Annotated in this window: 20 protein-coding genes; 9 read left to right on the top strand and 11 right to left on the bottom strand. The window is 66.4% G+C overall.

Going from position 1 to position 21,426, the window contains the following annotated elements:
- From CCR98_RS07185 to CCR98_RS07175, 3 genes are all read right to left on the bottom strand, one after another.
- Nucleotides 1-1,113 carry an ABC transporter permease gene (locus CCR98_RS07185; RefSeq protein ID WP_087922059.1) on the bottom strand — a complete coding sequence of 371 codons (1,113 nt, stop codon included), beginning with the start codon at nucleotides 1,111-1,113 and terminating at the stop codon, nucleotides 1-3.
- Nucleotides 1,110-1,988 (bottom strand): ABC transporter ATP-binding protein, encoded by an 879-nt coding sequence (locus CCR98_RS07180; RefSeq protein WP_087922058.1) that lies wholly within the window; start codon nucleotides 1,986-1,988, stop codon nucleotides 1,110-1,112. Before CCR98_RS07180 ends, CCR98_RS07185 begins: the two co-directional genes overlap by 4 nt.
- A 65-nt stretch (nucleotides 1,989-2,053) precedes the next feature.
- Complete coding sequence (locus tag CCR98_RS07175) at nucleotides 2,054-3,010, bottom strand: HlyD family efflux transporter periplasmic adaptor subunit (protein WP_087922057.1); 957 nt, start codon at nucleotides 3,008-3,010, stop codon at nucleotides 2,054-2,056.
- Nucleotides 3,011-3,522: 512 nt separating this feature from the next.
- Between CCR98_RS07175 and CCR98_RS07170 the strand changes: the two genes are divergently transcribed.
- The 7 genes from CCR98_RS07170 to CCR98_RS07140 all read left to right on the top strand — a co-directional run bounded on the left by CCR98_RS07170 (nucleotide 3,523) and on the right by CCR98_RS07140 (nucleotide 9,525).
- Complete coding sequence (locus CCR98_RS07170; RefSeq protein WP_087922056.1) at nucleotides 3,523-4,509, top strand: PhoH family protein; 987 nt, start codon at nucleotides 3,523-3,525, stop codon at nucleotides 4,507-4,509.
- Nucleotides 4,506-4,991 carry an rRNA maturation RNase YbeY gene (gene ybeY / locus CCR98_RS07165; RefSeq protein WP_014036587.1) on the top strand — a complete coding sequence of 162 codons (486 nt, stop codon included), beginning with the start codon at nucleotides 4,506-4,508 and terminating at the stop codon, nucleotides 4,989-4,991. The genes CCR98_RS07170 and ybeY overlap by 4 nt, the downstream gene beginning before the upstream one ends.
- A 77-nt stretch (nucleotides 4,992-5,068) precedes the next feature.
- Nucleotides 5,069-5,644, top strand: a complete 576-nt coding sequence (locus CCR98_RS07160; RefSeq protein ID WP_087922055.1) for a hypothetical protein — start codon at nucleotides 5,069-5,071, stop codon at nucleotides 5,642-5,644.
- Nucleotides 5,645-5,721: 77 nt separating this feature from the next.
- On the top strand, nucleotides 5,722-6,297 hold the full coding sequence (locus tag CCR98_RS07155; RefSeq protein ID WP_087922054.1) for a hypothetical protein: 576 nt from the start codon (nucleotides 5,722-5,724) through the stop codon (nucleotides 6,295-6,297).
- A 64-nt stretch (nucleotides 6,298-6,361) separates the two neighbouring features.
- Entirely contained in the window at nucleotides 6,362-7,243 is an 882-nt protein-coding gene (locus CCR98_RS07150; protein WP_087922053.1) for a transporter associated domain-containing protein, read from the top strand.
- Nucleotides 7,240-8,496, top strand: a complete 1,257-nt coding sequence (locus CCR98_RS07145; RefSeq protein ID WP_087922052.1) for a DUF4105 domain-containing protein — start codon at nucleotides 7,240-7,242, stop codon at nucleotides 8,494-8,496. The genes CCR98_RS07150 and CCR98_RS07145 overlap by 4 nt, the downstream gene beginning before the upstream one ends.
- 6 nt (nucleotides 8,497-8,502) lie before the next feature.
- Entirely contained in the window at nucleotides 8,503-9,525 is a 1,023-nt protein-coding gene (locus tag CCR98_RS07140; protein WP_087922051.1) for a magnesium and cobalt transport protein CorA, read from the top strand.
- 172 nt (nucleotides 9,526-9,697) lie between these two features.
- Here the strand turns inward: CCR98_RS07140 and CCR98_RS07135 are convergent, their stop codons facing one another.
- The 7 genes from CCR98_RS07135 to CCR98_RS07105 all read right to left on the bottom strand — a co-directional run bounded on the left by CCR98_RS07135 (nucleotide 9,698) and on the right by CCR98_RS07105 (nucleotide 17,597).
- On the bottom strand, nucleotides 9,698-11,062 hold the full coding sequence (locus CCR98_RS07135) for an NAD-dependent succinate-semialdehyde dehydrogenase (protein WP_087922050.1): 1,365 nt from the start codon (nucleotides 11,060-11,062) through the stop codon (nucleotides 9,698-9,700).
- An 83-nt stretch (nucleotides 11,063-11,145) separates the two neighbouring features.
- Nucleotides 11,146-11,988: an ABC transporter permease subunit gene (locus CCR98_RS07130; protein WP_005408823.1), complete on the bottom strand. Its 843-nt coding sequence runs from the start codon at nucleotides 11,986-11,988 to the stop codon at nucleotides 11,146-11,148.
- Nucleotides 11,985-12,917, bottom strand: a complete 933-nt coding sequence (locus tag CCR98_RS07125) for an ABC transporter permease subunit (RefSeq protein ID WP_087922049.1) — start codon at nucleotides 12,915-12,917, stop codon at nucleotides 11,985-11,987. Before CCR98_RS07125 ends, CCR98_RS07130 begins: the two co-directional genes overlap by 4 nt.
- On the bottom strand, nucleotides 12,914-14,050 hold the full coding sequence (gene potA, locus CCR98_RS07120) for a polyamine ABC transporter ATP-binding protein (RefSeq protein WP_087922048.1): 1,137 nt from the start codon (nucleotides 14,048-14,050) through the stop codon (nucleotides 12,914-12,916). Before potA ends, CCR98_RS07125 begins: the two co-directional genes overlap by 4 nt.
- Before the next feature lie 189 nt (nucleotides 14,051-14,239).
- Nucleotides 14,240-15,349 carry a polyamine ABC transporter substrate-binding protein gene (locus CCR98_RS07115; protein ID WP_087922047.1) on the bottom strand — a complete coding sequence of 370 codons (1,110 nt, stop codon included), beginning with the start codon at nucleotides 15,347-15,349 and terminating at the stop codon, nucleotides 14,240-14,242.
- 92 nt (nucleotides 15,350-15,441) lie between these two features.
- Nucleotides 15,442-16,839 carry a glutamine synthetase family protein gene (locus CCR98_RS07110; protein ID WP_014036577.1) on the bottom strand — a complete coding sequence of 466 codons (1,398 nt, stop codon included), beginning with the start codon at nucleotides 16,837-16,839 and terminating at the stop codon, nucleotides 15,442-15,444.
- Nucleotides 16,836-17,597 carry a gamma-glutamyl-gamma-aminobutyrate hydrolase family protein gene (locus CCR98_RS07105; protein WP_087922046.1) on the bottom strand — a complete coding sequence of 254 codons (762 nt, stop codon included), beginning with the start codon at nucleotides 17,595-17,597 and terminating at the stop codon, nucleotides 16,836-16,838. Before CCR98_RS07105 ends, CCR98_RS07110 begins: the two co-directional genes overlap by 4 nt.
- 161 nt (nucleotides 17,598-17,758) lie before the next feature.
- Between CCR98_RS07105 and CCR98_RS07100 the strand changes: the two genes are divergently transcribed.
- Together CCR98_RS07100 and CCR98_RS07095 are read left to right on the top strand one after the other, a co-directional pair.
- Entirely contained in the window at nucleotides 17,759-19,036 is a 1,278-nt protein-coding gene (locus CCR98_RS07100; RefSeq protein ID WP_087922045.1) for an FAD-binding oxidoreductase, read from the top strand.
- Between the two features lie 225 nt (nucleotides 19,037-19,261).
- Entirely contained in the window at nucleotides 19,262-20,854 is a 1,593-nt protein-coding gene (locus CCR98_RS07095) for an MASE1 domain-containing protein (RefSeq protein ID WP_087924157.1), read from the top strand.
- A gap of 161 nt (nucleotides 20,855-21,015) precedes the next feature.
- On the opposite strand, the gene CCR98_RS07090 is transcribed toward CCR98_RS07095, so the two are convergent.
- The gene (locus tag CCR98_RS07090) at nucleotides 21,016-21,402 is read right to left on the bottom strand and encodes a hypothetical protein (protein WP_232463098.1); all 387 of its coding nucleotides are present in this window, start codon (nucleotides 21,400-21,402) and stop codon (nucleotides 21,016-21,018) included.
- Between the last annotated feature and the right edge of the window lie 24 nt (nucleotides 21,403-21,426).

The following is a 21,426-nucleotide window of genomic DNA, read 5'->3' as shown; positions in this document are numbered from 1 at the left end:
CTAATCCAGGCGTTTGCGGAAACGCAGGATGGCCAGGGTCATCATCACCACGATGAAGGCCAGCAGTGCCAGTGCGTCGTGCCACAGCTCCCACAGCGAGGCGCCGCGCAGCATGGTGCCGCGCACCAGGCGCAGGAAGTGGGTCAGCGGCAGCACCTCGGCCAGCCACTGCACCGGCCTCGGCATGCCAGCGAACGGGAACATGAAACCCGACAGCAGGATCGACGGCAGGAACAGGAACAGCGTCATCTGCATCGCCTGGAACTGCGAGCGCGCGCGCGTGGAGATCAGCAGGCCCAGCGCCAGGTTGGCCAGCACCAGCAGTACCGCGGCCAGGTAGATATCGAGCAGGCAGCCGCGGATCGGCACCTGGAACAGCCAGGTGCCCAGCACCAGTACCAGCGTGGTCTGCAGCAGACCGATGGCCGCATAGGGCAGCACCTTGCCGACCATCAGTTCGCTGCGCGAGACCGGTGTGGCGATCAGCAGCTCCATGTTGCCGCGCTCGCGTTCGCGCACCACCGCTACCGCTGTGAACATCACCAGGGTCATGGTCAGGATCACCCCGATCAGGCCCGGCACGATGTTCACCGCCGAGCGCCGTTGCGGGTTGTAGAAGCTGATCACGCTGACCGGACCACTGGCGATGCTGCCTTCGCGTAGCGGACGCGTGTTGCCGGTCGGACGCGTATCCAGCGGCACCTGCGCCAGCTGGATCGCCGCGCTCTGCACCACGGTATCGCTGCCATCTACCAGCACCTGCACCGCCTCGCGACCGTCGAAGCGGCGACGCTCGAAGTCGGCCGGCACCACGATGCCGACACTGATCTCGCCACGGCGCAGCGCCTGCATCAACTGGTCCGGCGTGTAGGCCTCGCTGCGCGGCGTGATCACGCCGGTGGCCACCATGTCCTGCACCAGCGCACGTGACGCCGCACTGTTGGCCTGGTCGGCGACACCCGCATCGAGATGGCGCAGGTTGAGATTGATCGCATAGCCGAACAGCAGCAGCTGCATCACCGGAATGCCGACGATCATCGCCAGCGTGATGCGGTCGCGGCGCAGTTGGCGCAGCTCCTTGAGCATGATCGCCCACAGCCGGCGCAGGTTCATGCCGCCGGCTCCCGGCCCCGTCCGCGGGTCGCGGCCACGAATACGTCTTCCAGGTTCGGGGCCACAGCGTCGATGCGGGCCTGCGGATCGGCACTGGCCAGCGCCTGCCGCAATGCCGGCGTGTCGGCAGCCCCCTCGCTGCACAGCACGCGCAGCTGGGTGCCGATCTGCGCCACGCTCAGCACGCCAGGCAATGCGGCCAGCGCGCGGCTGGCCTGGCGCGGCTGCGACGATGTCACCTGCAACGTGCGGCCTTGCAGCTGTGCACACAGCTCGTCCGGCGTGCCGTCGGCCACCAGTGCGCCACGATCGAGAATCGCCAGCCGATGGCAGCGCTCGGCTTCGTCCATGTAGTGGGTCGACACCAGCACCGTGGTGCCCGCATCGGCCAGCTCGAACAGGGCCTCCCAGAAATCGCGGCGCGATTCGGGATCGACCGCGCTGGTCGGTTCATCCAGGAACAGCAGTTCCGGCCCATGTATCACCGCACCGGCCAGCGCCAGGCGCTGCTTCTGCCCACCGCTGAGGGTGCCGGCCAACTGCGGCTGCCGGTCCTGCAGGCGGTACTGCTGCAGCAGCGCTTCGATCCGCTGCCGGGCCTGCGCGCGCGGCAGGTCCTGGATGGCGGCGAGGAATTCCAGGTTCTCGCGCACCGACAGATCTTCATACAACGAGAAGCGCTGGGTCATGTAGCCGATGCGCCGGCGCAGCGCCTCTGCCTGCTCGGGCACGGCCAGGCCCAGCACCTCGATCTGCCCCGCGCTGGGTTCCAGCAGGCCGCACAGCATGCGGATGGTGGTCGACTTGCCGGACCCGTTCGGGCCAAGGAAGCCGTACACCTGCCCGCGCGGCACGGTCAGGTCGACGTTGTCCACGGCCAGAAGATCGCCGAAGCGACGCGTCAGCCCGCGTGCGTGGACCGCGATGTCCTCGCCGGTATTCAGAAGCGCACCTGCACCGGCAGCCCGGCCGGAAGCGTCTGCATGTCGGCGGCCGCGTCCACTTCGACCTCGGCCAGATAGCTCAGCCGTTCGACGTCATCGCCGGTCAACGCGTAGTACGGCGTGAACGAAGGCTCGCTGCGGATCGCGCGCACGTGCCCTTTCAGCACGGTGCTGCCGCCTTCCAGCTGTATCTGCGCGGCCTGCCCGACCTTGACCTTCAAGCGCAGCGGCTGCGGCAGGTAGATGCGCGCGTAGGGGCGTTCTCCGACCAGCATCACGGCCAGCGGCGCCCCGATCGGTGCCTGGTCACCCTGCCGGTAGGGCAAGGCATCGACCACGCCATCGCGAGGTGCGCGCAGCTGCAGCTTCTGCAGGTTGACGCCCTGCACCACCTGCTGCGCCTGTGCGGCGTCGGCGGCCGCCTGGCCCTGGGCGATGTCCTGCGCGCGGCTGCCGTGCACCAGTTCCAGCCAGGCCTGCTCGGCGGCACGCACGCTGGCCTCGGCATTGCCGGCAGCCGCCCGTGCACGGTCCAGCTCGGCGGCGGCGATCAGGCGCTGCCGTGCCAGCGGCTGCACCCGGCGGTAGTAGGCACTGGCTTCGGCGGACTGCGCGCGCAACGCGGCCAGCTGCGCCTGGGCCTGTGCAATCTGTTCCTGGCGCGGGCCGATCTTCAGTTCTTCCAGCTGGGCCTGCGCGCGTACCGTGTCGGCCTGCGCTGCGGCGAACTGAGCGTCGCCGCGGGCGGGGTCGAGCTGCATCAGCACCGCCCCGGCCTTGACCTGCTGGCCCTCGCGCACGTCCATGGTGGCGATCACTTCGGCCGCCGGTGCCGGCACCGTGATCCGGTCCCACTCCAGCGTGCCGAGTGCTGCAGGCGGCGCCTGCCCACACCCTGCCAGCAGGCCGATGCCTACCAGCCCAATTAGACGCATGCCGTTGCCCATATCCATGCCAGCCCCTCCCGCGACGGCGCTACGGTGCCATGTGCCCCGTGCACCCACAATGATCCCGATCAGCCCTGACGGTTTTTTCACCACGGCGTGGCGAAGCCCTTGCGACAAGGGTCTGAACCACCTATCCACAGGTTGATTCAGCATCATTCCACAGCGGGTGTGGAAAACCGGCAGGACGCGGTCCCGTTGCTCGCCTGGCAGCGGAACATGCGCTGTCATCACGATGAATCCCGGAGTGCATGGCGAAGCGCTGCGATGTGCCCTCTTCATGACGCGCCCGTCCTGTTGATGCGGGGGCCCTTGCGGCCGTGACGATTTTTTCACCACCTTCTCATGAGGCTTGTGGCACAAGCACTGCAGAGGTCTATCCACAGGTTTCCTCAGGTCCCGTCCACACCGGGTGTGGAAAACGCTGTATTGCCCTCCTGCTGGCCGTGCGCCCCGTGCGCGCGCTACCCTTGTCCTCCCTGAATACACTGCGGTGGAAGGCTTCCGCCCCACCCCGAGCAATGAAAAGCATCGATCACCGAGACTTCACCCTGTCGCCGGAAGACAACGAGCGGCTGGCCAACCTGTGCGGCCCCTTCGATGGCCACCTGCGCCAGATCGAGCTGAAGCTCGGCGTGGAGATCGCCAACCGTGGCTTCGTGTTCCGCATCAGCGGCCCCAGCGAGGCGATAGTGGAAGCGCAGAAGCTGGTTGAAGCGCTGTACGCCGAGGCCGGCGAGACCGTCTTCGACAACCACGCCATCCACCTGCGCCTGGCGCAGGCCAACGTCGAGCAGATCGCCGAGCGCTCCTACGAAGCGCAGGACGTGGCGATCAAGGTCAAGCGCGGCACGGTACGTGGCCGCGGTGTCAACCAGGGCCGCTACCTGCACCAGATCGCCACCCATGACATCAACTTCGGCATCGGCCCGGCCGGTACCGGCAAGACCTTCCTGGCCGTGGCCAGCGCGGTCGAAGCGTTGAACGAATCGCGGGTGCAGCGCCTGATCCTGGTGCGCCCGGCGGTGGAAGCCGGCGAGAAGCTGGGCTTCCTGCCCGGCGACCTGAGCCAGAAGGTCGACCCCTACCTGCGACCGCTGTACGACGCCCTGTACGAGATGATGGGCGTGGAGAAGGTGGTCAAGCTGCTGGAAAAGAACGTCATCGAAATCGCGCCGCTGGCCTATATGCGTGGCCGCACGCTCAACGATGCCTTCGTGATCCTGGACGAAGCACAGAACACCACCATCGAGCAGATGAAGATGTTCCTGACCCGCCTCGGCTACGGCTCCACCGCCGTGGTCACCGGTGACCTGACCCAGACCGACCTGCCCAAGCACGTGAAGTCCGGCCTGCGCGATGCCATCGACGTGCTGCGCGAGGTCGAGGGCGTCAGCTTCACCTTCTTCGAATCCCGCGACGTGGTGCGCCATCCGCTGGTAGCTCGCATCGTCAGCGCCTACGACCGCCGCGACCTGCATCAGATCCAACCTGGAGCAACTCCATGACCCGTGGTCCCGTGCGACTGGACGTCGCCGTCAGTTATGCCCTGCCGCGCACCGGCCTGCCGGCGGCGGTGAGTTTCCGCAAATGGGTGGCCGCTGCGCTGAAAGGCCGCATCCGCGAGGCCGACCTGGCCATCCGCGTGGTCGATGCCAAGGAAGGACAGTCGCTGAACCGCCATTACCGCGGCAAGGACTACGCCACCAACGTGCTCAGCTTCCCGGCCGAAGTGCCCGAAGGCCTGCCCAAGGGCGTGAAGTTCCCGCTGCTGGGCGACCTGGTGATCTGCGCACCGGTGGTGGCCCGCGAGGCCGACGAACAGGGCAAGGCGCTCAACGCGCACTACGCGCACCTGACCGTGCACGGCGTGCTGCACCTGCTCGGCTGGGACCATGAGGACGACAAGGAAGCCGACGCGATGGAACAGCTGGAGCGCGAGATCCTGGCCGAGCTCGGCATCGCCGATCCCTACGCCGGGGAGCGCTGAGGCCGACGCACACCGGGTTCTTCACGGAGGACGACCCCATCGCGCTGCTGCCCGCACTCATTGCTGCGCTTCTGCAGATGACCACCGCCGCCGGCATCGACCCGGACCGGGAGCGACCATCGCCGTTCCCGGCCAGCGACAGCGCCACCGACATTGCCGCAAAAGTCGCCGAGGTGCGGGCCTTCTTTGACGTCAGCCAACAGACGGCGCGCCAGGCGGTCGCCGAGGCGCAGCAGCACGCATTGATGGAGCGCTTGAAATCGCGCCACACGGCACGCCTCGCCGGAATCTGGGTGGACAACGCGGCGGGTTGGAACGTCGTCGTTCGACTGACTGGCCCAGCACCCGTGGCCGATGAGACACATCCAGGGGCGGATGGCCCGCAAGGCGTGCGCTACATCACCGGCGCTGCGCTGACGGAGGCCGAGATGCAGCATCGCCTTCATGCCCAGCAGGGCTGGTTCGTGCCACAGCTGCCCGAGCTGATCGGCTATGGCCTGGACGTCATGAGCGGTGAACTGGAGCTGGAACTCCGGGATACCGCAGGCGCACGCGCAACAGCAGCGGCCGTGCGCGACCACCTGCAGGCGCAACTGGGCTACCCGGTCAGGCTGCGCTGGCACCCAGCGGGATCGCACCTGCAATCCCGCTGACTGCATGGAGGCGCTCGCGATGGCTGACCGGGGCCGGTACGATCACCGGCCTGCCTTCCGTTGCGGATCCTGTGCCCGTGCTGCGTATTGCCCTGCCCCTGCTGTCTGCCTTTGCGGTGCCTTCGGCCCTCGCCTCCAATCTTGACCTGCCGGCCCTGATCGAATGCCGCCAGGGCGTAGCCGACCACGCTGCCCTGGCGCCGCTGCTGGCCGACCCGCTGAAGGCCGTCGCCCAGGGCCTGCAGCCGCTGCCGCAGGGCAACCAGTTCATGAGCGAGTACCGGCTGGCCCAGCCGATCAGCGTGTTCGGCACCCGCACCGAACGGGTCGCCGTGGCCGGGTCCAGCGTCATGGCGATCCTCGACCAGGCCGACCCGCGGCCGCTGGCCAAGCGGCTGGGGCTGGAGACGGGCTACGACCAGGATGGCAAGTTCATGGCCGGCCGCGAGCTGGTCAGCCGCGACGTGACCGACCCGAAAAGCGGCGAGGCCCAGATCGAGTCCATCATCCTCAGCGTCTCCACCGTCGCCTCCCACCCCGGCAAGACCCTGGCCGGCTGCACCTACAGCCTGGACCTGCCCGAGGAAGAAGCGCCCGCCCGGCCTGAACTGGCGCCGCCGCCGATCACCGGACCCGGCAGCGACGGTCACTGACAGGCCGCCACATCCTGCTAGACTGGGGCCAACGCCCGGCCTGCCGGGTGCCTTTTTTCCAGAGATGTCAGAAGACGACAGTAGTAGCTCCGCACAGGAGCACAGTGAAAAGAAGCGCGGCTGGCTTGAACGCCTGACCTCCGCCTTCTCCGGCGAACCCCATACCCGCGACGAGCTGGTCGCTGTCCTGCACACCGCGCAGGAAGAGGGCCTGATCGCCGCCGATACCCTGAAGATGATGGAAGGCGCCATTTCGGTGGCCGAGCTGACCGTGGGCGACGTGATGATCTCGCGCTCGCAGATGGTCTCGCTGCCGGTCGAAGCGCCCTTCCTGGAACTGATGAAGCAGGTGGTCGAATCCGGCCATTCGCGCTTCCCGGTGCACGGCGAGAACAAGGACGACATCCTTGGCATCCTGCTGGCCAAGGACCTGCTGCGCGGCGTGGTCGCCGACAACGGCCCGGCCAACGTGCGCGAGCTGCTGCGCCCGGCGGTGCTGATCCCGGAGGCGAAGAAGCTCAACGTGCTGCTGAAGGAGTTCCGCCTGTCGCGCAACCACATGGCCATCGTGGTCGACGAGTACGGCGGTGTCGCCGGCCTGGTCACCATCGAGGACGTGCTGGAACAGATCGTCGGCGAGATCGACGACGAGCATGACGAGGCCGAGGATCCGTCGGCGCAGATCGCCATCCAGTCCGACGGCCAGTACGTGGTCGACGCGCTGACCCCGATCGGCGACTTCAACGAACGCTTCGGCGCCACGTTCTCCGACGAGGACTACGACACCATCGGTGGCCTGGTCACCGAGGCCGTGGGCCATCTGCCGGAAGTCGGTGACGAGCTGGCGCTGGACCGCTTCATGTTCCGCGTGGCCCGCGCCGATGCGCGGCGGGTCCAGGCCTTCCACGTGACCGTGCTGCCGCCGGACGCGCAGGACGACGCTTGAAGCGCCGCGGCCTGATCCTCATGGTGTGGCTGGCACTGTGCGTGCTGGCCATGGCCCTGCCGCTGGCCGCCTTCGCGCAGCCGGCGGCAGCCACACCCTCGCCTGCTGCGCCTGCCGCCAGCGCCGAGGCCCCCGCCCCGCGCATCGGTGTGGTGACCATGCAGCCGGGCACGGTGTTCTTCGAACGCTTCGGCCACGACGCCATCGTCGTGATCGATCCGCTCAGCGGCGAAGCGACGTCGTACAACTTCGGCTACTTCGATCCGTCCGAGGACGATTTCATCAGCCGCTTCGTGCGCGGTGACATGATGTATTACCTGGTGGCGCTGCCGCTGCAGCAGGATTTGTCGTACTACGACGAGACCGGCCGTGGCGCCAGCGTGCAGTGGCTGGACCTGCGCCCGGACCAGGCACGTGCGCTGGCCGCCGACCTGGCCGAGCGGGCCAAGCCGGAAAACGCACGCTACCACTACGACTACTACACCGCCAACTGCGCCACCATGGTCCGCGACACGGTGGACAAGGCGCTGGATGGTGGCCTGCAGTCGCAGCTGTCGGGGCGCTCGCGCGGCAATACCTACCGCAGTGAGTCGGTGCGCCTGGCCTCGCCGGCACCGTGGATGTGGCTGGGCTTCGACGTCGGCCTCGGACCGTTCGCCGACCAGCCGCTGTCGCGCTGGCAGGAAGCCTTCGTACCGATGCGCCTGGCCGACGCGCTGCGCCAGGCGCGCAACAGCGACGGCCGGCCGCTGGTGCAGACCGAACAGGAACTGCTGCCGCACCGCATCGACCCGGAGCCGAAGGAGTTCGCGCGCCGCTGGTGGCCGTGGCTGCTGTGTGGCCTGGTGATCGCCGCCGGCATGCTGGCGCTGCGCAGCCGGCCGCGCCTGCTGGCCGGGCTGGCCCTGCCGTTCTGGCTGCTGTGCGCCCTGTTCGGTGGCGTACTGGTGTTCCTGTGGGGCTTCAGCACCCACTACGCTGCGTGGGCCAACCGCAACCTGCTGCTGCTTTCGCCGCTGGCCGTGCTGCTGCTGCCGGGCGCCATCTCGCTGCTGCGCCGGCGCGTGCCGGGCCGCATGTTCAGAGTCGTGCTGTGGCTGCTGGCGGTACAGGCCGTGGCCGCGCTGGTACTACACTGGCTGAGCCTGCAGGCGCAGTACAACGTGCAGTGGATCGTGCTGCTGCTGCCGGTGCATGTGGCACTGGCGTGGGCATTGGGGCGCCATCCTCACTTGTCCGAAACACGGCGCTGACGCACGATGGCGGGCATGTCATTGCCCGCCTCCGCTTCCGCCCCTGCCTCGGCCAACCCCGCCTGCGTCATCAACTGCGTCCACTACGATGACGAGGGCAAACGCCACGACATCAGCCTGGATGCCATCAGCGATGTCATTGCCAGTGGCAATGGTTTCGTCTGGGTCGGCCTGTACGACCCCAACGACGATGTGCTGCTGAAACTGCAGGAGGAATTCTGCCTGCACGACCTGGCCATCGAGGATGCGCGCAACGCGCACCAGCGGCCCAAGGTCGAGACCTACGGCAACTCGCTGTTCGTGGTGGTGACCACCGCACAGATGGTGGACGAACGCATCCAGTATGGCGAAACCCACGCCTTCCTCGGCCCGCGCTTCCTGGTGACGGTCCGCCACGGCGCCTCGCTGTCCTACGCGCCGGTGCGTGCACGGGTGGAACGCGAGCCGCAGCTGCTGAAGATGGGCCCGTCGTACTGCCTGTATGCGGTGACCGACTTCGTGGTCGACAACTACCTGCCGATCGTGCACCGCTTCCGCGACACCCTGGACCTGCTGGAAAAGGACATCTTCGCCGACAACTACAAGCGCAGCACGGTGGTGCGGCTGTACGAGCTCAAGCGCGAACTGAACAAGATGCGGATGGCGGTGGCGCCGCTGCAGGATGTGCTGGCGCAGCTGCGCCGCTACCAGGGCGAGCTGATTCCCGATGAAGTGAAGCTCTACGTGCGCGACGTGCACGACCATGCGGTACGCATCAGCGATGTGATCGACACCCTGCGCGAAATGCTGGGCACCGCACTGAGCGTGAACCTGTCGCTGGTGACGCTGGCGCAGGGCGAGACGGTCAAGCGCCTCGGCGCGTGGGCCGCGCTGCTGGCGGCACCGACGCTGATCACCAGCTGGTACGGCATGAACTTCAGCCACATGCCGGAGCTGAGCGAACCGTGGTCCTACCCGCTGATGATCGTGGGCGTGGGCGGCGTGTGCGTGGGGCTGTACCGCTTGTTCAAGCGCGCGAAGTGGTTGTGAGGGGTATCGACCAACGGACGATACCCCCCGGACCAGTCGGCCACGATCATTGGTCGTGGCACATGACCCGCCTTCTGTAGAGTCGAGCCATGCTCGACTTCCAGTACGACGCATTCCGTAGAATCGAGCGAAGAGCAGTCGAGCATGGCTCGACTCTACAAAAGCAGGCGCATCAAGCCACGTAGACGGTCTTGATGTTCATGAACTCATGGATGCCGTGGTCGGCCAGCTCCCGACCGAAACCGGACTGCTTGCTGCCACCAAACGGCAGCCGCGCGTCGCTCTTGACGATGGCGTTGACGAACGCGGCGCCGCATTCCATGCGCTTTGCGAAGCGCTCGCCACGTACCGGATCGCCGGTCCACACACTGCCACCCAGGCCGAAGCGGGTGTCGTTCGCCACGCGCAGTGCCTCGGCCTCGTCCTTGACCCGTATCACTGCGGCCACCGGCCCGAATAGCTCCTCGTCGTAGGCCGGCATGCCCGGGCCGACCTGATCGAGTACGGTCGCCGGATAGCCGGCATGGGTGCCGGCAATCGGCTCACCGCCGACCAGCACCCGCGCGCCCTTGGCCACGCTGGCCTGCACCTGCTTGTGCAGTTCATCGCGCAGGTCGGCGCGCGCCATCGGCGCCAGCGTGGTGCCACGCTCGTTGGGATCGCCGTACTGGCGCTCGCCTGCGGCTTCAACGAAGCGTCGGGTGAAGTCATCGGCCACCGCATCGACCACGATGAAGCGCTTGGCCGCGATGCAGGTCTGCCCACTGTTGTCGAAACGCGACTTCACGGCCGCCGCCACGGTCCTGTCGAGGTCGGCATCGTCGAGCACCACGAAGGCATCGCTGCCACCCAGCTCCATCACCGACTTCTTCAGCTGGCTGCCGGCATTGGATGCGATCGAGCGCCCTGCGCGCTCGCTGCCGGTCAGCGTCACCGCCTTCACCCGTGCGTCGCGCAGCACCTCGGCGGCTTGGTCGTTGTCGATGTGCAGTACATCGAACACGCCATCCGGCAGGCCTCCGTCACGGCACACCGCCAGGATCAGGTCGGCGCACTGCGGCACGTTGCTGGCGTGCTTGAGCAGGGCCACGTTGCCGGCCATGAACGCCGGCGCGAGGAAACGGAACACCTGCCAGATCGGGAAATTCCATGGCATCACCGCGAACACGCAGCCGATCGGCTCGTAGCGCACGTAACTCCGCTGGGCTTCGGTGTCGATCAGCTGCGGCTTGAGGTAGTCGGCCGCGTGGTCGGCGTAGTACTCACAGGCCGCGGCGCACTTGTCGACCTCGGCCAGCGCTTCGGCCTTGAGCTTGCCCATCTCGTGGGTCATCGCCTGCTGCAGATCGTCACGGCGCGCGCGCAGCTGCGCAGCGATCTGGCGCAGGATGGCACCGCGATCCTGCAACGAGTGATCAGCCCAGCCGGGGAAGGCATCGGCAGCAGCCTGCAGGCGCTGCTCGATGTCGGCAGCACCCATCAGTTCATGGCGGTAGGTCACCTGGCCGGTGGCCGGATCGATAATCTCGACGGTCATGGGGGATCTCCATCTGGAAGATCCCCATTGTGCGCGGTTGCCCGTGAGCCGGATGTTGCCGGATCAGCCGGCAGGCCGCGGACTCAACCGTTGTCCTGCCGCGCCAGCTGCAGGTCGCGCTGGCGCCGTTTCTCGGCGCGGGCATTGATGTACCAGCCGATCACCGCGGCGATCGACACCGCCGACACCAGCAGCGTGGCCAGCGCATTGATCTTCGGGCTGATGCCCATGCGCACCGAGGCGAACACCTTCATCGGCAGCGTGGTCGAGCCCGGCGTGGCCACGAAGCTGGCCACCACCACGTCATCCAGCGACAGGGTGAACGCCAGCAGCCAGCCCGCCACCAGTGCCGGCGCGATGATCGGCAGGGTGATGCGGCCGAACACGGTCAACCGGCTGGCGCCCAGGTCCATCGCCGCTTCTTCCAGCGACAGGTCCATTTCCTGCAGGCGCGAAGACACCACCACGGTGACGAAGCACAGGGTGAAGGTCACGTGCGCGATCCAGATGGTGGCCAGGCCACGCGCGGGGAAGCCGGGAATCGCGCCCATCGAAGCCAGCAGCGCCATCAGCGAGAAGCCCAGGATCACGTCCGGCATCACTAGCGGCGCGGTCACCAGCGCGCCAAACAGCGGCTTGCCGCGGAAACGCTTGAAGCGGGTCATCACCATTGCCGCCAACGTGCCGAGCACGGTGGCCGTGCAGGCGGTCCAGAACGCCACCACCAGGCTGGTCCACATCGCATCCATCAGCGCGCGGTCGGCGAACAGGTCGCTGTAGGCGCGGGTGGAGAACCCGGCCCAGACCATCGCCAGCCGCGAGCTGTTGAACGAATAGAACATCAACAGCAGGATCGGCAGGTACAGGAAGGCGAAGCCGAGCAACAGCACGCCCAGCCCGAGGCCCTTGGCGCTACGCGGGCTCATGCCTGCTTCCCTTCCAGCAGGCGCTGCTGGGAACGGTTGAACAGCAGGATCGGCACCAGCAGCAACAGGATCATCGCCACCGCCATCGCCGAGGCACCCGGCCAGTTGCGGTTGTTGAAGAACTCGTTCCACAGCTGGCGACCGACCATCAGCGTCTCCGAGCCGCCCAGCATTTCCGGGATCACGAATTCACCCACCGCCGGGATCATTACCAGCATGCAGCCGGCGATGATGCCCGCCTTCGACAGCGGCAACGTGATGCGCAGGAACGCCTGCCACGGCTTGGCGCCGAGGTCGTAGGCCGCCTCCAGCAGGCGGTGGTCATGCTTGACCAGGTTGGCGTACAGCGGCAGCACCATGAACGGCAGGTAGCAGTAGACGATGCCGATGTAGGCGGCGGTCGGGGTATCGATCAGCTGCAGCTTGGGCAGGCCCATGCTGGTCATCAGCGACTGCAGGCCGCTGAACTGCAGGAACTGGTCGAGCAGGCCGTTGCGGTCCAGGATCGCCTTCCACGCATACACGCGGATCAGGAACGAGGTCCATGACGGCAGCACCACCAGCATCATCGCCACGTTGCGCGCGGCCGGCGACAGGCGCGCGATGGCATAGGCCATCGGATAGCCGATCAGCAGGGTGAGGAAGGTGGAGATCGCCGCGATCCTGATCGAGCTCAGGAACGCCTGCGCATAGATCGAATCACGGAACAGCGCCAGGTAGTTTTCCAGGTTCAGCTTCAGCGAGAAGCCGCCGTCCGCGTACTGCAGCAGCCAGGTGTACGGCGGCGAGCCGACCCGGCTGAGCGAGAAGCTGATCATCAGCACGATCAGGAACGGCACTGCGAAGAACAGCAGCAGCCACAGGTACGGAATGCCGATCACCGTGGCACGCAGCCCCGGCAGCCAGCGCTTCAGGCCGGCGACGCTCATGAGGTCAGCACCACGCCGTCGTTGTCGCGCCAGTGCACCCACACTTCGTCGCCCCAGGTCAGGCCGTCACTGGCCCAGCGCTGCGAGTTGGCGAAGTTGGCCAGCACCTTGGCGCCGCTGGGCAGGCGCACGTGGTAGACCGAATGGCTGCCGAAGTAGGCGATGTCCTCGATCACACCCTGCGCCTTGTTGGTGTGCCCTTCCGGCTCGTCCTTGCCGATCATCACCTTCTCCGGGCGCAGCGCGAACGCGACCGGCTGCCCTTCATAGCAGGTGATGCCATGGGCGATGTAGATCGGTGCCGGGAACAGCGGCGAGCGCACGGTCACGTACTCGGGCAGGTCCTCGTCGATCACCCCGTCGAACAGGTTGACCGAGCCGATGAACTCGGCGACGAAGCGGTTGGCCGGCTGCTCGTAGACTTCGTCCGGCTTGCCCACCTGCTGGATCCAGCCGGCATCCATCACCGCGATGCGGGTGGCCATGGTCATCGCTTCTTCCTGATCGTGGGTGACCATCACGCAGGTCACGCCCGACGATTCGATGATGCTGACCAGTTCCAGCTGCATCTGCGAGCGCAGCTTCTTGTCCAGCGCGCCCATCGGTTCGTCCAGCAGCAGCAGCTTCGGCCCCTTGGCCAGCGACCGCGCCAGCGCCACGCGCTGCTGCTGGCCGCCGGACAGCTGGTGCGGCTTGCGCTTGCCCAGATGCCCCATCTGCACCAGGTCCAGCATCTCGCCGACGCGCTTGCTGATCGCGTCCTTGCCCAGGCCATCCTGCTTCAGCCCGAAGGCGATGTTCTGCTCGACCGTCATGTGCGGGAACAGGGCATAGGACTGGAACATCATGTTGACCGGCCGCTGGTACGGCGGCAGTGCGTCCAGGCGCTGGCCATCGAGGGTGATGCTGCCCTTGGTGGGCGTCTCGAAGCCGCCCAGGCAGCGCAGCAGGGTCGACTTGCCACTGCCGGAGCCACCGAGCAGGGCAAAGATCTCGCCCTTGCGCACGTCCAGGTTGACGTCGTCGACGGCGACGAAACCGTCGAATTCCTTGCGCAGGTCACGAATGGAGAGATAGCCGGGCGCACCGGTCGTGTCGACGACGGTGGCTACCGGCTGGGCTTCAACGGGCATGGGGGCTCCGGGAGCGGGCGGTGGACAGCGGCCGCCATTCTACCGGCCGGGGGCCGCAGGGGATATGACGGCAACGGGTGGCACCCACCGGGCCGGGGGGATCTGCAGATCTGGTGGGGGCCGACCGTTGGTCGGCCCTGCCGGAAAAGCATGCCGACCAACGGTCGGCACCCACCTGCCAGCCAGCCCCTAGCGGCCGGTCTTCACCTCGGTCCACAGCCGGGTGTAGAGCTTGTCGGTCTCCGGCGTGTTGATCGAATAGGTGAACATCTTCTCGGCCACGTCGGCCGGCGGGTAGATGGTCGGGTCGGTACGGATCGCCTCATCCACCAGCGGGGTCGCGGTCGGCACCGGGTTGGCGTAATGGATGAAGTTGGTGTTGGCCGCGGCAACCTTCGGCTGCAGCAGGTAGTTGATGAAGGCGTAGGCCGCCTCCGGGTGCTTGGCATCCTTCGGGATCGCCAGCATGTCGAACCACTGCGGTGCGCCTTCCTTCGGGATCGAATAGGCCACGTGCACGCCATTGCTGGCTTCCTCGGCGCGGTCGCGGGCCTGGATGATGTCACCCGACCAGCCGACCACCAGGCAGGTACCGCCGTTGGCCAGCGAACCCACGTACTGCGAGGAGTGGAAGTTCTGCACGTACGGGCGGATCGACTTCAACAGGTCGGCGGCCTTCTGCAGCTCGGCCGGGTCGCCGCTGTGCGGGTCCAGGCCCAGGTAATGCAGTGCGATCGGGATCATGTCCGCCGGCGTGTCCAGGATGGTCACGCCGCAGTCCTTCATCTTGCTGATGTTCTCCGGCTTGAACACCAGGTCCCAGCTGTTGGCGATGTCGGTGCTGCCACCGAAGCGCTGCTTCAGCATGTCCACGTTGTAGCCGATGCCGGTGGTGCCGATCATGTACGGCACGCCGTACTGGTTGCCCGGATCCTGGGTGGCGATGCGCTTCATCACCGCCGGATCGAGGTTGGCCAGGTTCGGGATCTTGCTCTTGTCCAGCGGCAGGAACACGCCGGCCTGGATCTGGCGGCCGAAGAAGTTCAGGGTCGGCACCACCACGTCGTAGCCGCTGTTGCCGGCCAGCAGCTTGGTCTCGACCATCTCATCGCTGTCGAACACATCGTAGGTCACCTCGATGCCGCTCTCCTTCTCGAAGGTCGGAATGGTGTCCTCGGCGATGTAATCGCTGTAGTTGTAGACGTTCAGGACCTGGCTGTCCTGCGCGCCGCCGTTGCCACCGCCACAGGCGGAAAGCATGGCGGAGGCCAGGCCGAGCGTGAGGATACGCAGCTTCATCGGGTGCTCCAGAATGCGGGAAGGGGGGGCCGGCGGGGCCGGCGACGGGTGCCAGCCTACCCCCCGGCGGCGGATTTTTCTATTCCGGATGCTCAGACGTTCAGCAGCAGGAACTCGCGCTCCCACGAGCTGATGACGCGGAAAAAGGTCTCGTATTCCTTGCGCTTGACCGAGATGTAGGCCCGGCAGAAGCGCTCACCCAGCAGTGCCTGCAGCTCGCTGCACTGCTCCAGCCCGTCCAGCGCCTCGCCCAGCGAGCGCGGCAGGTTGTAGCCCAGTTCCTTGGCGCTGCCGGTCACCGGCGCATCCGGTGCCAGCCGCTCGCGGATGCCGAGCAGGCCACAGGCCAGGGTCGCGGCCATTGCCAGGTAGGGATTGGCATCGGACCCGGCGAAACGGCTCTCCACGCGCATGTTCTCCGGCGTATCCAGCGGCACGCGCAGGCCGCAGGTGCGGTTGTCGAAGCCCCAATGGACGTTGCTCGGCGAGACTTCGCCGAACACCAGCCGGCGGTAGGAGTTCACGTTCGGCGCGAAGAACGCCATCGCCTGCGGCGCGTACTTCTGCAGGCCGCCCAGGTAGTGGCCGAACACCGGGCTGAACTCGCCCTCGGCATCGGTCTCGCCGGCGAACACGTTGCTGCCATCGCTCACCCGCACCAGGCTCTGGTGGATGTGCATGGCACTGCCCGGTTCGTTCTCCATCGGCTTGGCCAGGAACGTGGCATAGACACCGTGGCGCATCGCTGCCTCGCGCATGGTGCGCTTGAACAGGAACACCTGGTCGGCCAGGTCCATCGCATCGGCATGGGTGAAGTTGACTTCCAGCTGCGCCGCACCGGATTCGTGGATCAGGGTGTCCACGTCCAGCTTCATCGCATCGGCGTAGTCGTACATCAGGTCGAGGATCGGGTCGAACTCGTTGACCGCATCGATCGAGTACGACTGCCGCGCGGTTTCCGGGCGCCCGGAACGGCCAGCCGGTGGCAGCAGCGGGAAGTCCGGGTCGGTGTTCTTCTGCACCAGGAAGAACTCCAGCTCCGGCGCCACCACCGGGCGCAGGCCCAGTTCGGCATAAGCCGCCAGCACGCGACGCAGCACGTTGCGTGGTGCCAGCTCATGCGGCTCGCCGTTCTTGGTGTAGCAATCGTGGATGACCTGCGCGGTGGCGTCGGCCGCCCACGGCACCATCCGCACCGTATCCGGATCGGGGCGCAGCATCATGTCCGAGTCCGATGGCGAGGTCAGCTCGTAGTAGTCATCGGGAAACTCGCCGGTGACGGTGGTGGCGAAGATGCCTTCGGGCAGCCGCGTACCGTAGTCATGCGAGAACTTGTCGGCGGGGATGATCTTGCCGCGCGCGTTGCCGGTGATGTCCGGCACCAGGCATTCCACCTCGGTGATGCGCCGCTCCTTCAGCCAGCGCAGCAGCGTGCTTTCCTGCGGTGCGGGGGGCGTGGCCGTCTTGCGCGGGCGCGTTCGGGAACTCATCGGGAATCCAGTCGGTTCTGTTGGTGCTGCCGGCAAGCTTGGCCGAATGCACGGAAAATAGCGTGATAGAACGGCGCCTGCATGACACGCCACTCCGGGTGCCACTGTACGCCGAGCACGAAACCATGGTGCAGGCTGCGTGCCGCTTCGACCAGCCCATCGTCGGCCCAGGCCTCGACCTGCAGGCCCTGCGCGAGGCGGGCGATGCCTTGGCCGTGCACCGAATTGACCTGCACACGATCGCCCCCCTGCCACTGCGACAGCCAGCCATCGGCAGCCAGCGTGACCGCATGCGCCGGCCCGTACTGCACGTCCACCGGCGCCTGCGGATCTTCACGATGATCCGCCAGGCCGGGCACCGCATGCACCTGCGGATGCAGGCTGCCGCCCAGTGCCACATTCAATTCCTGGAAGCCGCGGCAGATCGCCAGCACCGGCAGGTCCAGCGCCAGTGCCTCCTGCAGCAACGCAAAGGCATTGGCATCCCGGGCCGGGTCATGCGGATTGCCTGGCCAGCTGCGGCCACCCTCGTAGTGCTGCGGTTCGATATTGCTGACCGCGCCGGTCAGCAGCAGGCCATCCAGCCCCTGCAGCCAGTTGCCGGCAGGCAGCGGTGGCTGCAGGCTGGGCAACACCACCGGGGTCACTTCGGCCGCCTCGGCCAGCGCGCGCACGTACTTCTCGCCGGCCATCGTGAAACGGTGATGGCCGAGCACGGTGCTGTCGGTGGGCAGGCCCACCCAGGGCAGGCGGCGCATGGGAAAACTCCTTGGCGTGCCGCCACGTTACCCGTCGCCCGGCGAAGGCGGCAAGTCGGTGCCGTCACACCACAGCCGTCACGCATCGGCGAAACTAGGTTGGTGAACGCTGATCGACCTGCCCCGCTCCGTCCTCCTGCCCTGCACCCGCGAGGCCTGCAGTGAGCGCCGCCTTCCCGCCCAGCTGGTACGCCGCCAGTCTCCCCGAGCCGGCCGCGCTGCCCCCTTTACAGGAGAATGTACAGGCCGACGTCGCGGTGCTCGGCGCCGGCTACACCGGCCTGACCGCCGCGCTGGAACTGGCCGCCCGTGGCCAGCGCGTGGTGCTGCTGGAAGCGCAGCGGATCGGCTGGGGCGCATCCGGCCGCAATGGTGGCCAGGCGCTGGTCGGCTATGGCTGCGAGGTGGACGAACTGGAGCGCCAGCTCGGCCGTGATGACGCGCGCCATCTGTTCGACTGGTCGCGCGATGCGGTGCAGGCCATGCGTACGCGCATCGACCGCCATGGCATCGACTGCCACTGGGTGGAAGGCCATGCCAGCGTCGCCATCCGCGAACGCCATGAGCGCGACCTGCGTGCCAACTGCGAGCACCTGCAGCGCCACTACGACTACCCCATGCAATGGTGGGACCGCGATGCACTGCGCGCGCAGTTGGACAGCCCGCGCTACCGCGCCGCGATGTTCGATCCGCTCAGCGCGCACCTGCACCCGCTGGCCTATGCGCGCGGGCTGGCCGATGCGGCGCGCGCGGCCGGCGTGGTGATCCACGAGAACTCTGCGGTGACCCGCGTGCGGCGCGGACCGCAGCCGTCCCTGCACACCGCCCAGGGCAGCGTGCGCGCCGCACACCTGGTGGTCGCCGGCAATGCGTGGCTGCAGGGCCTGCTACCCGAGCTGGAGCGGTGCATCATGCCGGTCGGCACCTATATCGGTGCCAGCGAGCCGCTTGGCGCCGACCGTGCCCGTGCCCTGATCGGCAACGACATGGCCGTGGCCGACACCGCCTGGGCGCTGGACTACTTCCGTCTCAGCCACGACCACCGCCTGCTGTTCGGCGGCCGCGCCAGCTATTCGGCGCTGCCGCCGCCCGGTCTGCGTGGAGTGATGCAGCGGCGCATGCATGAGGTGTTCCCGCAGTTGGCTGACGTGGCGCTGGACCAGGTCTGGGGCGGCTATGTGGACATCACCCGCAACCGCGCCCCGCACTGGGGCCGGCTGGACGGCAACCTGTACTTCGCACAGGGGTTCTCCGGGCATGGGGTGGCCGCCGCCGGGCTGGCCGGCGAGGTGATCGCCGCTGCCATCGCCGGGCAGAGCGAGCGCCTGGACGTGTTCCAGCGCCTGCGCCATGTGCCCTTCCCCGGCGGCCGGCTGCTGCGCACGCCACTGCTGGTGGCGGCGATGTCCTGGTACAAGCTGCGGGATGCGTTGTGGTGAAGATTCTGCATCTCCACCTGTATTGAACGTTCTGACAAACGCACCGCAGCGCTGATCGTGCTGCACACGTCACAGATTTTCACGCAACATCTGTGATGGACGGCTGGACAATTTCCTAAATGCGCAGCTGTGCAATTGCATAATCGTTCGCAGACCGATACCGTCCTGAGAAACCGGGCCCCGCGGCGAATGGATGCTGACAGGGGACACGTAGGAGAGGGGGACGTGCGATTGGACTGGTGGAAAGAAGGATTGTTACTGAAGGTGCGCATTCATCCAGCTGGCCTGATGCTTGCCTTGCTTTATGCAGTTGCCTACTGGGCAACCCGACAGCTGTCGCTGGATCAGTTCTATTTGCCAGCCGGCATCCGGGTGGCAGCCGTGCTGTTGTGCCCGCCACGCCTTTGGCCCTACCTGCTGTTGGGCGAATATGCGTACTTCGCACAGTCCCGCGTGCCGATGATCGAGAAGTACGGCCTGACATGGGTCATTGTTGCCTCCGCGTTCCTCATGCCAGCGGTGATGCTGATTGTGAAGCTGCAACGGCGACTGATGGCGGAGTCGCAGACGATCGGCCTCTTGTTGATTGCCGCCGCTTCCAGCGTCGTTGTTACTCTGCTCAACCTCAGCTTTTCCCATCTGCTCTGGCCAACACCCCCTTCCACGCCCTTCCTGACCAATGCCGCGCGCTTCAGCGTGGGTGATTTCATCGGCATTCTGACGGTGGCCCCCATTGCCATGCTGTGGGCGCGACAAGACGTTGGGCAGGAGTGGAACGCCCGACGGAAGACGCCGATGCTGGCAGCACTTTCATTGATGCTGCTGATCGGGATAGCTGCGGCTCAACTGCCCGCAGACTGGATTGCATTGAAGGCAACCTTCCTGCTGCTGTTGGCACTCCCCGCGGCTGCACTTACCTGCCTGTATGGCTGGAGGGGTGCTGCCCTTGCAGTGCCGGTGCTCAACATGGTCATCGGCCTGACCACGCCCAACACCCATCCAACCGCATTCGATCCGGCAGCCTTCATCACCCAGCAGATCATGGCGATCAGCGGCATCGTATTGCTGCTGCTCGGATCACGCATCACCCACTTCTACCATCGTTACAGGCTGCGCGAGATGGGCGAAAGGGACGCCATCCATCTTGCGAGGAGCTCGCAATTGGCCAGCGAGATGGAGCTGCGTGAACGTGCCCTGCACCTTCGCAGGCTCGGCGACGGCATCGATACGTCGCTGGTTGAGCTGGCCGACTGGCTCAAGGCCCAGGGACACCACGCAGTGGCCAGCAGCCTTCTGCATACCTCGAATGTCCATTCGCGGCTCTTTCGCGAACAGACAAGCATGGTCTATCCCTCGGGCCTGGAGCATCTTGGGCTTTACGTGGCCTTGCAGGCGGGTGGCATCCGTGAGTCATGGAAGCTGACGGAACGCGTTCTCCGCCCGGACCTGAAAGGCGACCCCTGCAACCTGAGCGTGGAACTGCAGTTGGCCGCCTACCGGACACTGATTGATGCGGTCTCCATTCTTCTCAAGCATGAAGGCGGTCAGATTCGCATTCGTGCAAGATGCGGCGGAATGGGCTCCAGGCGCGGAATCCTCATGGTCGTGTCACTGCTGGAACAGCGTAGGCACCTATCCCAGCAGACGACCATGGCAGCGTTCGAGCGACTGACCGGGCGAACCCTTCCCTATGACGGGACCGTTGACTGCTACCGCAACCGGGTCAGGATTCTGTTCCTCGACCGCGAGACCAGGCTTGAGACAGCGCCCAGTGCTCCATCGCGGTACAGCTGCCCCGCACCCTCTGCGCTGCAGTAGTACATTTCACAGTCAAGCGACCGGATCGAACCAGCGCAGCAGAATGGCATAAGCATCTCGCACTGCCCCCTGGTCCCGGGCGTCATGGGCACCCGGCGAACACCGGGTACCCACGCGGCCTGATACTGAAGCTGTCGCCGATATCCCGGCAACAGGCGGTATCAGGGTGCCTCGACCGCCCACAGCACATCAGCTCCGCTTGCATACCTGACCAGCGTGAATGCGGAGGCCCGATAGACAACCGTTCTGGTGGCTTTGGCGGGAACAGGCAGGCGCTGCTCCGGCAACGACACCTTCGCGGATGGGTCACCTGCCGGCAGCACCCAGAACGTGCCGGCAGCATTGCCGATCACGATGTGCACGTGCCCCGCGAGATCGTTTACCTGGAAATAATCCATGCCATCGCGCTCGAACCCATAGACCAACCAGCCGGGATCCACGCTCAGGTCCTGTGCCTGCGGAATCGACTGGCCGAGTCCTTGGCCGGCCATCTTGATTCCATGGTCGTCACTCGGGGCAAATGCAAAAACGGATACAGGCACCAACATCAATGCACCAGCAAATGCATGAAT

It is taken from the genome of Stenotrophomonas sp. WZN-1 (genome assembly GCF_002192255.1).
GTDB lineage: Bacteria > Pseudomonadota > Gammaproteobacteria > Xanthomonadales > Xanthomonadaceae > Stenotrophomonas.
Note: the sequence above shows the minus strand (reverse complement) of the source record. Positions and strands in the feature narration are given on the sequence as shown.

What these genes read in the sequence shown, in the direction of transcription:
- CCR98_RS07185 (WP_087922059.1), bottom strand. Translation starts at nt 1,113, where the DNA reads ATGAACCTGCGCCGGCTGTGGGCGATCATGCTCAAGGAGCTGCGCCAA.
- CCR98_RS07175 (WP_087922057.1), bottom strand. Translation starts at nt 3,010, where the DNA reads ATGGATATGGGCAACGGCATGCGTCTAATTGGGCTGGTAGGCATCGGC.
- CCR98_RS07170 (WP_087922056.1), top strand. Translation starts at nt 3,523, where the DNA reads ATGAAAAGCATCGATCACCGAGACTTCACCCTGTCGCCGGAAGACAAC.
- ybeY (WP_014036587.1), top strand. Translation starts at nt 4,506, where the DNA reads ATGACCCGTGGTCCCGTGCGACTGGACGTCGCCGTCAGTTATGCCCTG.
- CCR98_RS07160 (WP_087922055.1), top strand. Translation starts at nt 5,069, where the DNA reads ATGACCACCGCCGCCGGCATCGACCCGGACCGGGAGCGACCATCGCCG.
- CCR98_RS07150 (WP_087922053.1), top strand. Translation starts at nt 6,362, where the DNA reads ATGTCAGAAGACGACAGTAGTAGCTCCGCACAGGAGCACAGTGAAAAG.
- CCR98_RS07140 (WP_087922051.1), top strand. Translation starts at nt 8,503, where the DNA reads ATGGCGGGCATGTCATTGCCCGCCTCCGCTTCCGCCCCTGCCTCGGCC.
- CCR98_RS07135 (WP_087922050.1), bottom strand. Translation starts at nt 11,062, where the DNA reads ATGACCGTCGAGATTATCGATCCGGCCACCGGCCAGGTGACCTACCGC.
- CCR98_RS07130 (WP_005408823.1), bottom strand. Translation starts at nt 11,988, where the DNA reads ATGAGCCCGCGTAGCGCCAAGGGCCTCGGGCTGGGCGTGCTGTTGCTC.
- CCR98_RS07125 (WP_087922049.1), bottom strand. Translation starts at nt 12,917, where the DNA reads ATGAGCGTCGCCGGCCTGAAGCGCTGGCTGCCGGGGCTGCGTGCCACG.
- potA (WP_087922048.1), bottom strand. Translation starts at nt 14,050, where the DNA reads ATGCCCGTTGAAGCCCAGCCGGTAGCCACCGTCGTCGACACGACCGGT.
- CCR98_RS07115 (WP_087922047.1), bottom strand. Translation starts at nt 15,349, where the DNA reads ATGAAGCTGCGTATCCTCACGCTCGGCCTGGCCTCCGCCATGCTTTCC.
- CCR98_RS07110 (WP_014036577.1), bottom strand. Translation starts at nt 16,839, where the DNA reads ATGAGTTCCCGAACGCGCCCGCGCAAGACGGCCACGCCCCCCGCACCG.
- CCR98_RS07105 (WP_087922046.1), bottom strand. Translation starts at nt 17,597, where the DNA reads ATGCGCCGCCTGCCCTGGGTGGGCCTGCCCACCGACAGCACCGTGCTC.
- CCR98_RS07090 (WP_232463098.1), bottom strand. Translation starts at nt 21,402, where the DNA reads ATGTTGGTGCCTGTATCCGTTTTTGCATTTGCCCCGAGTGACGACCAT.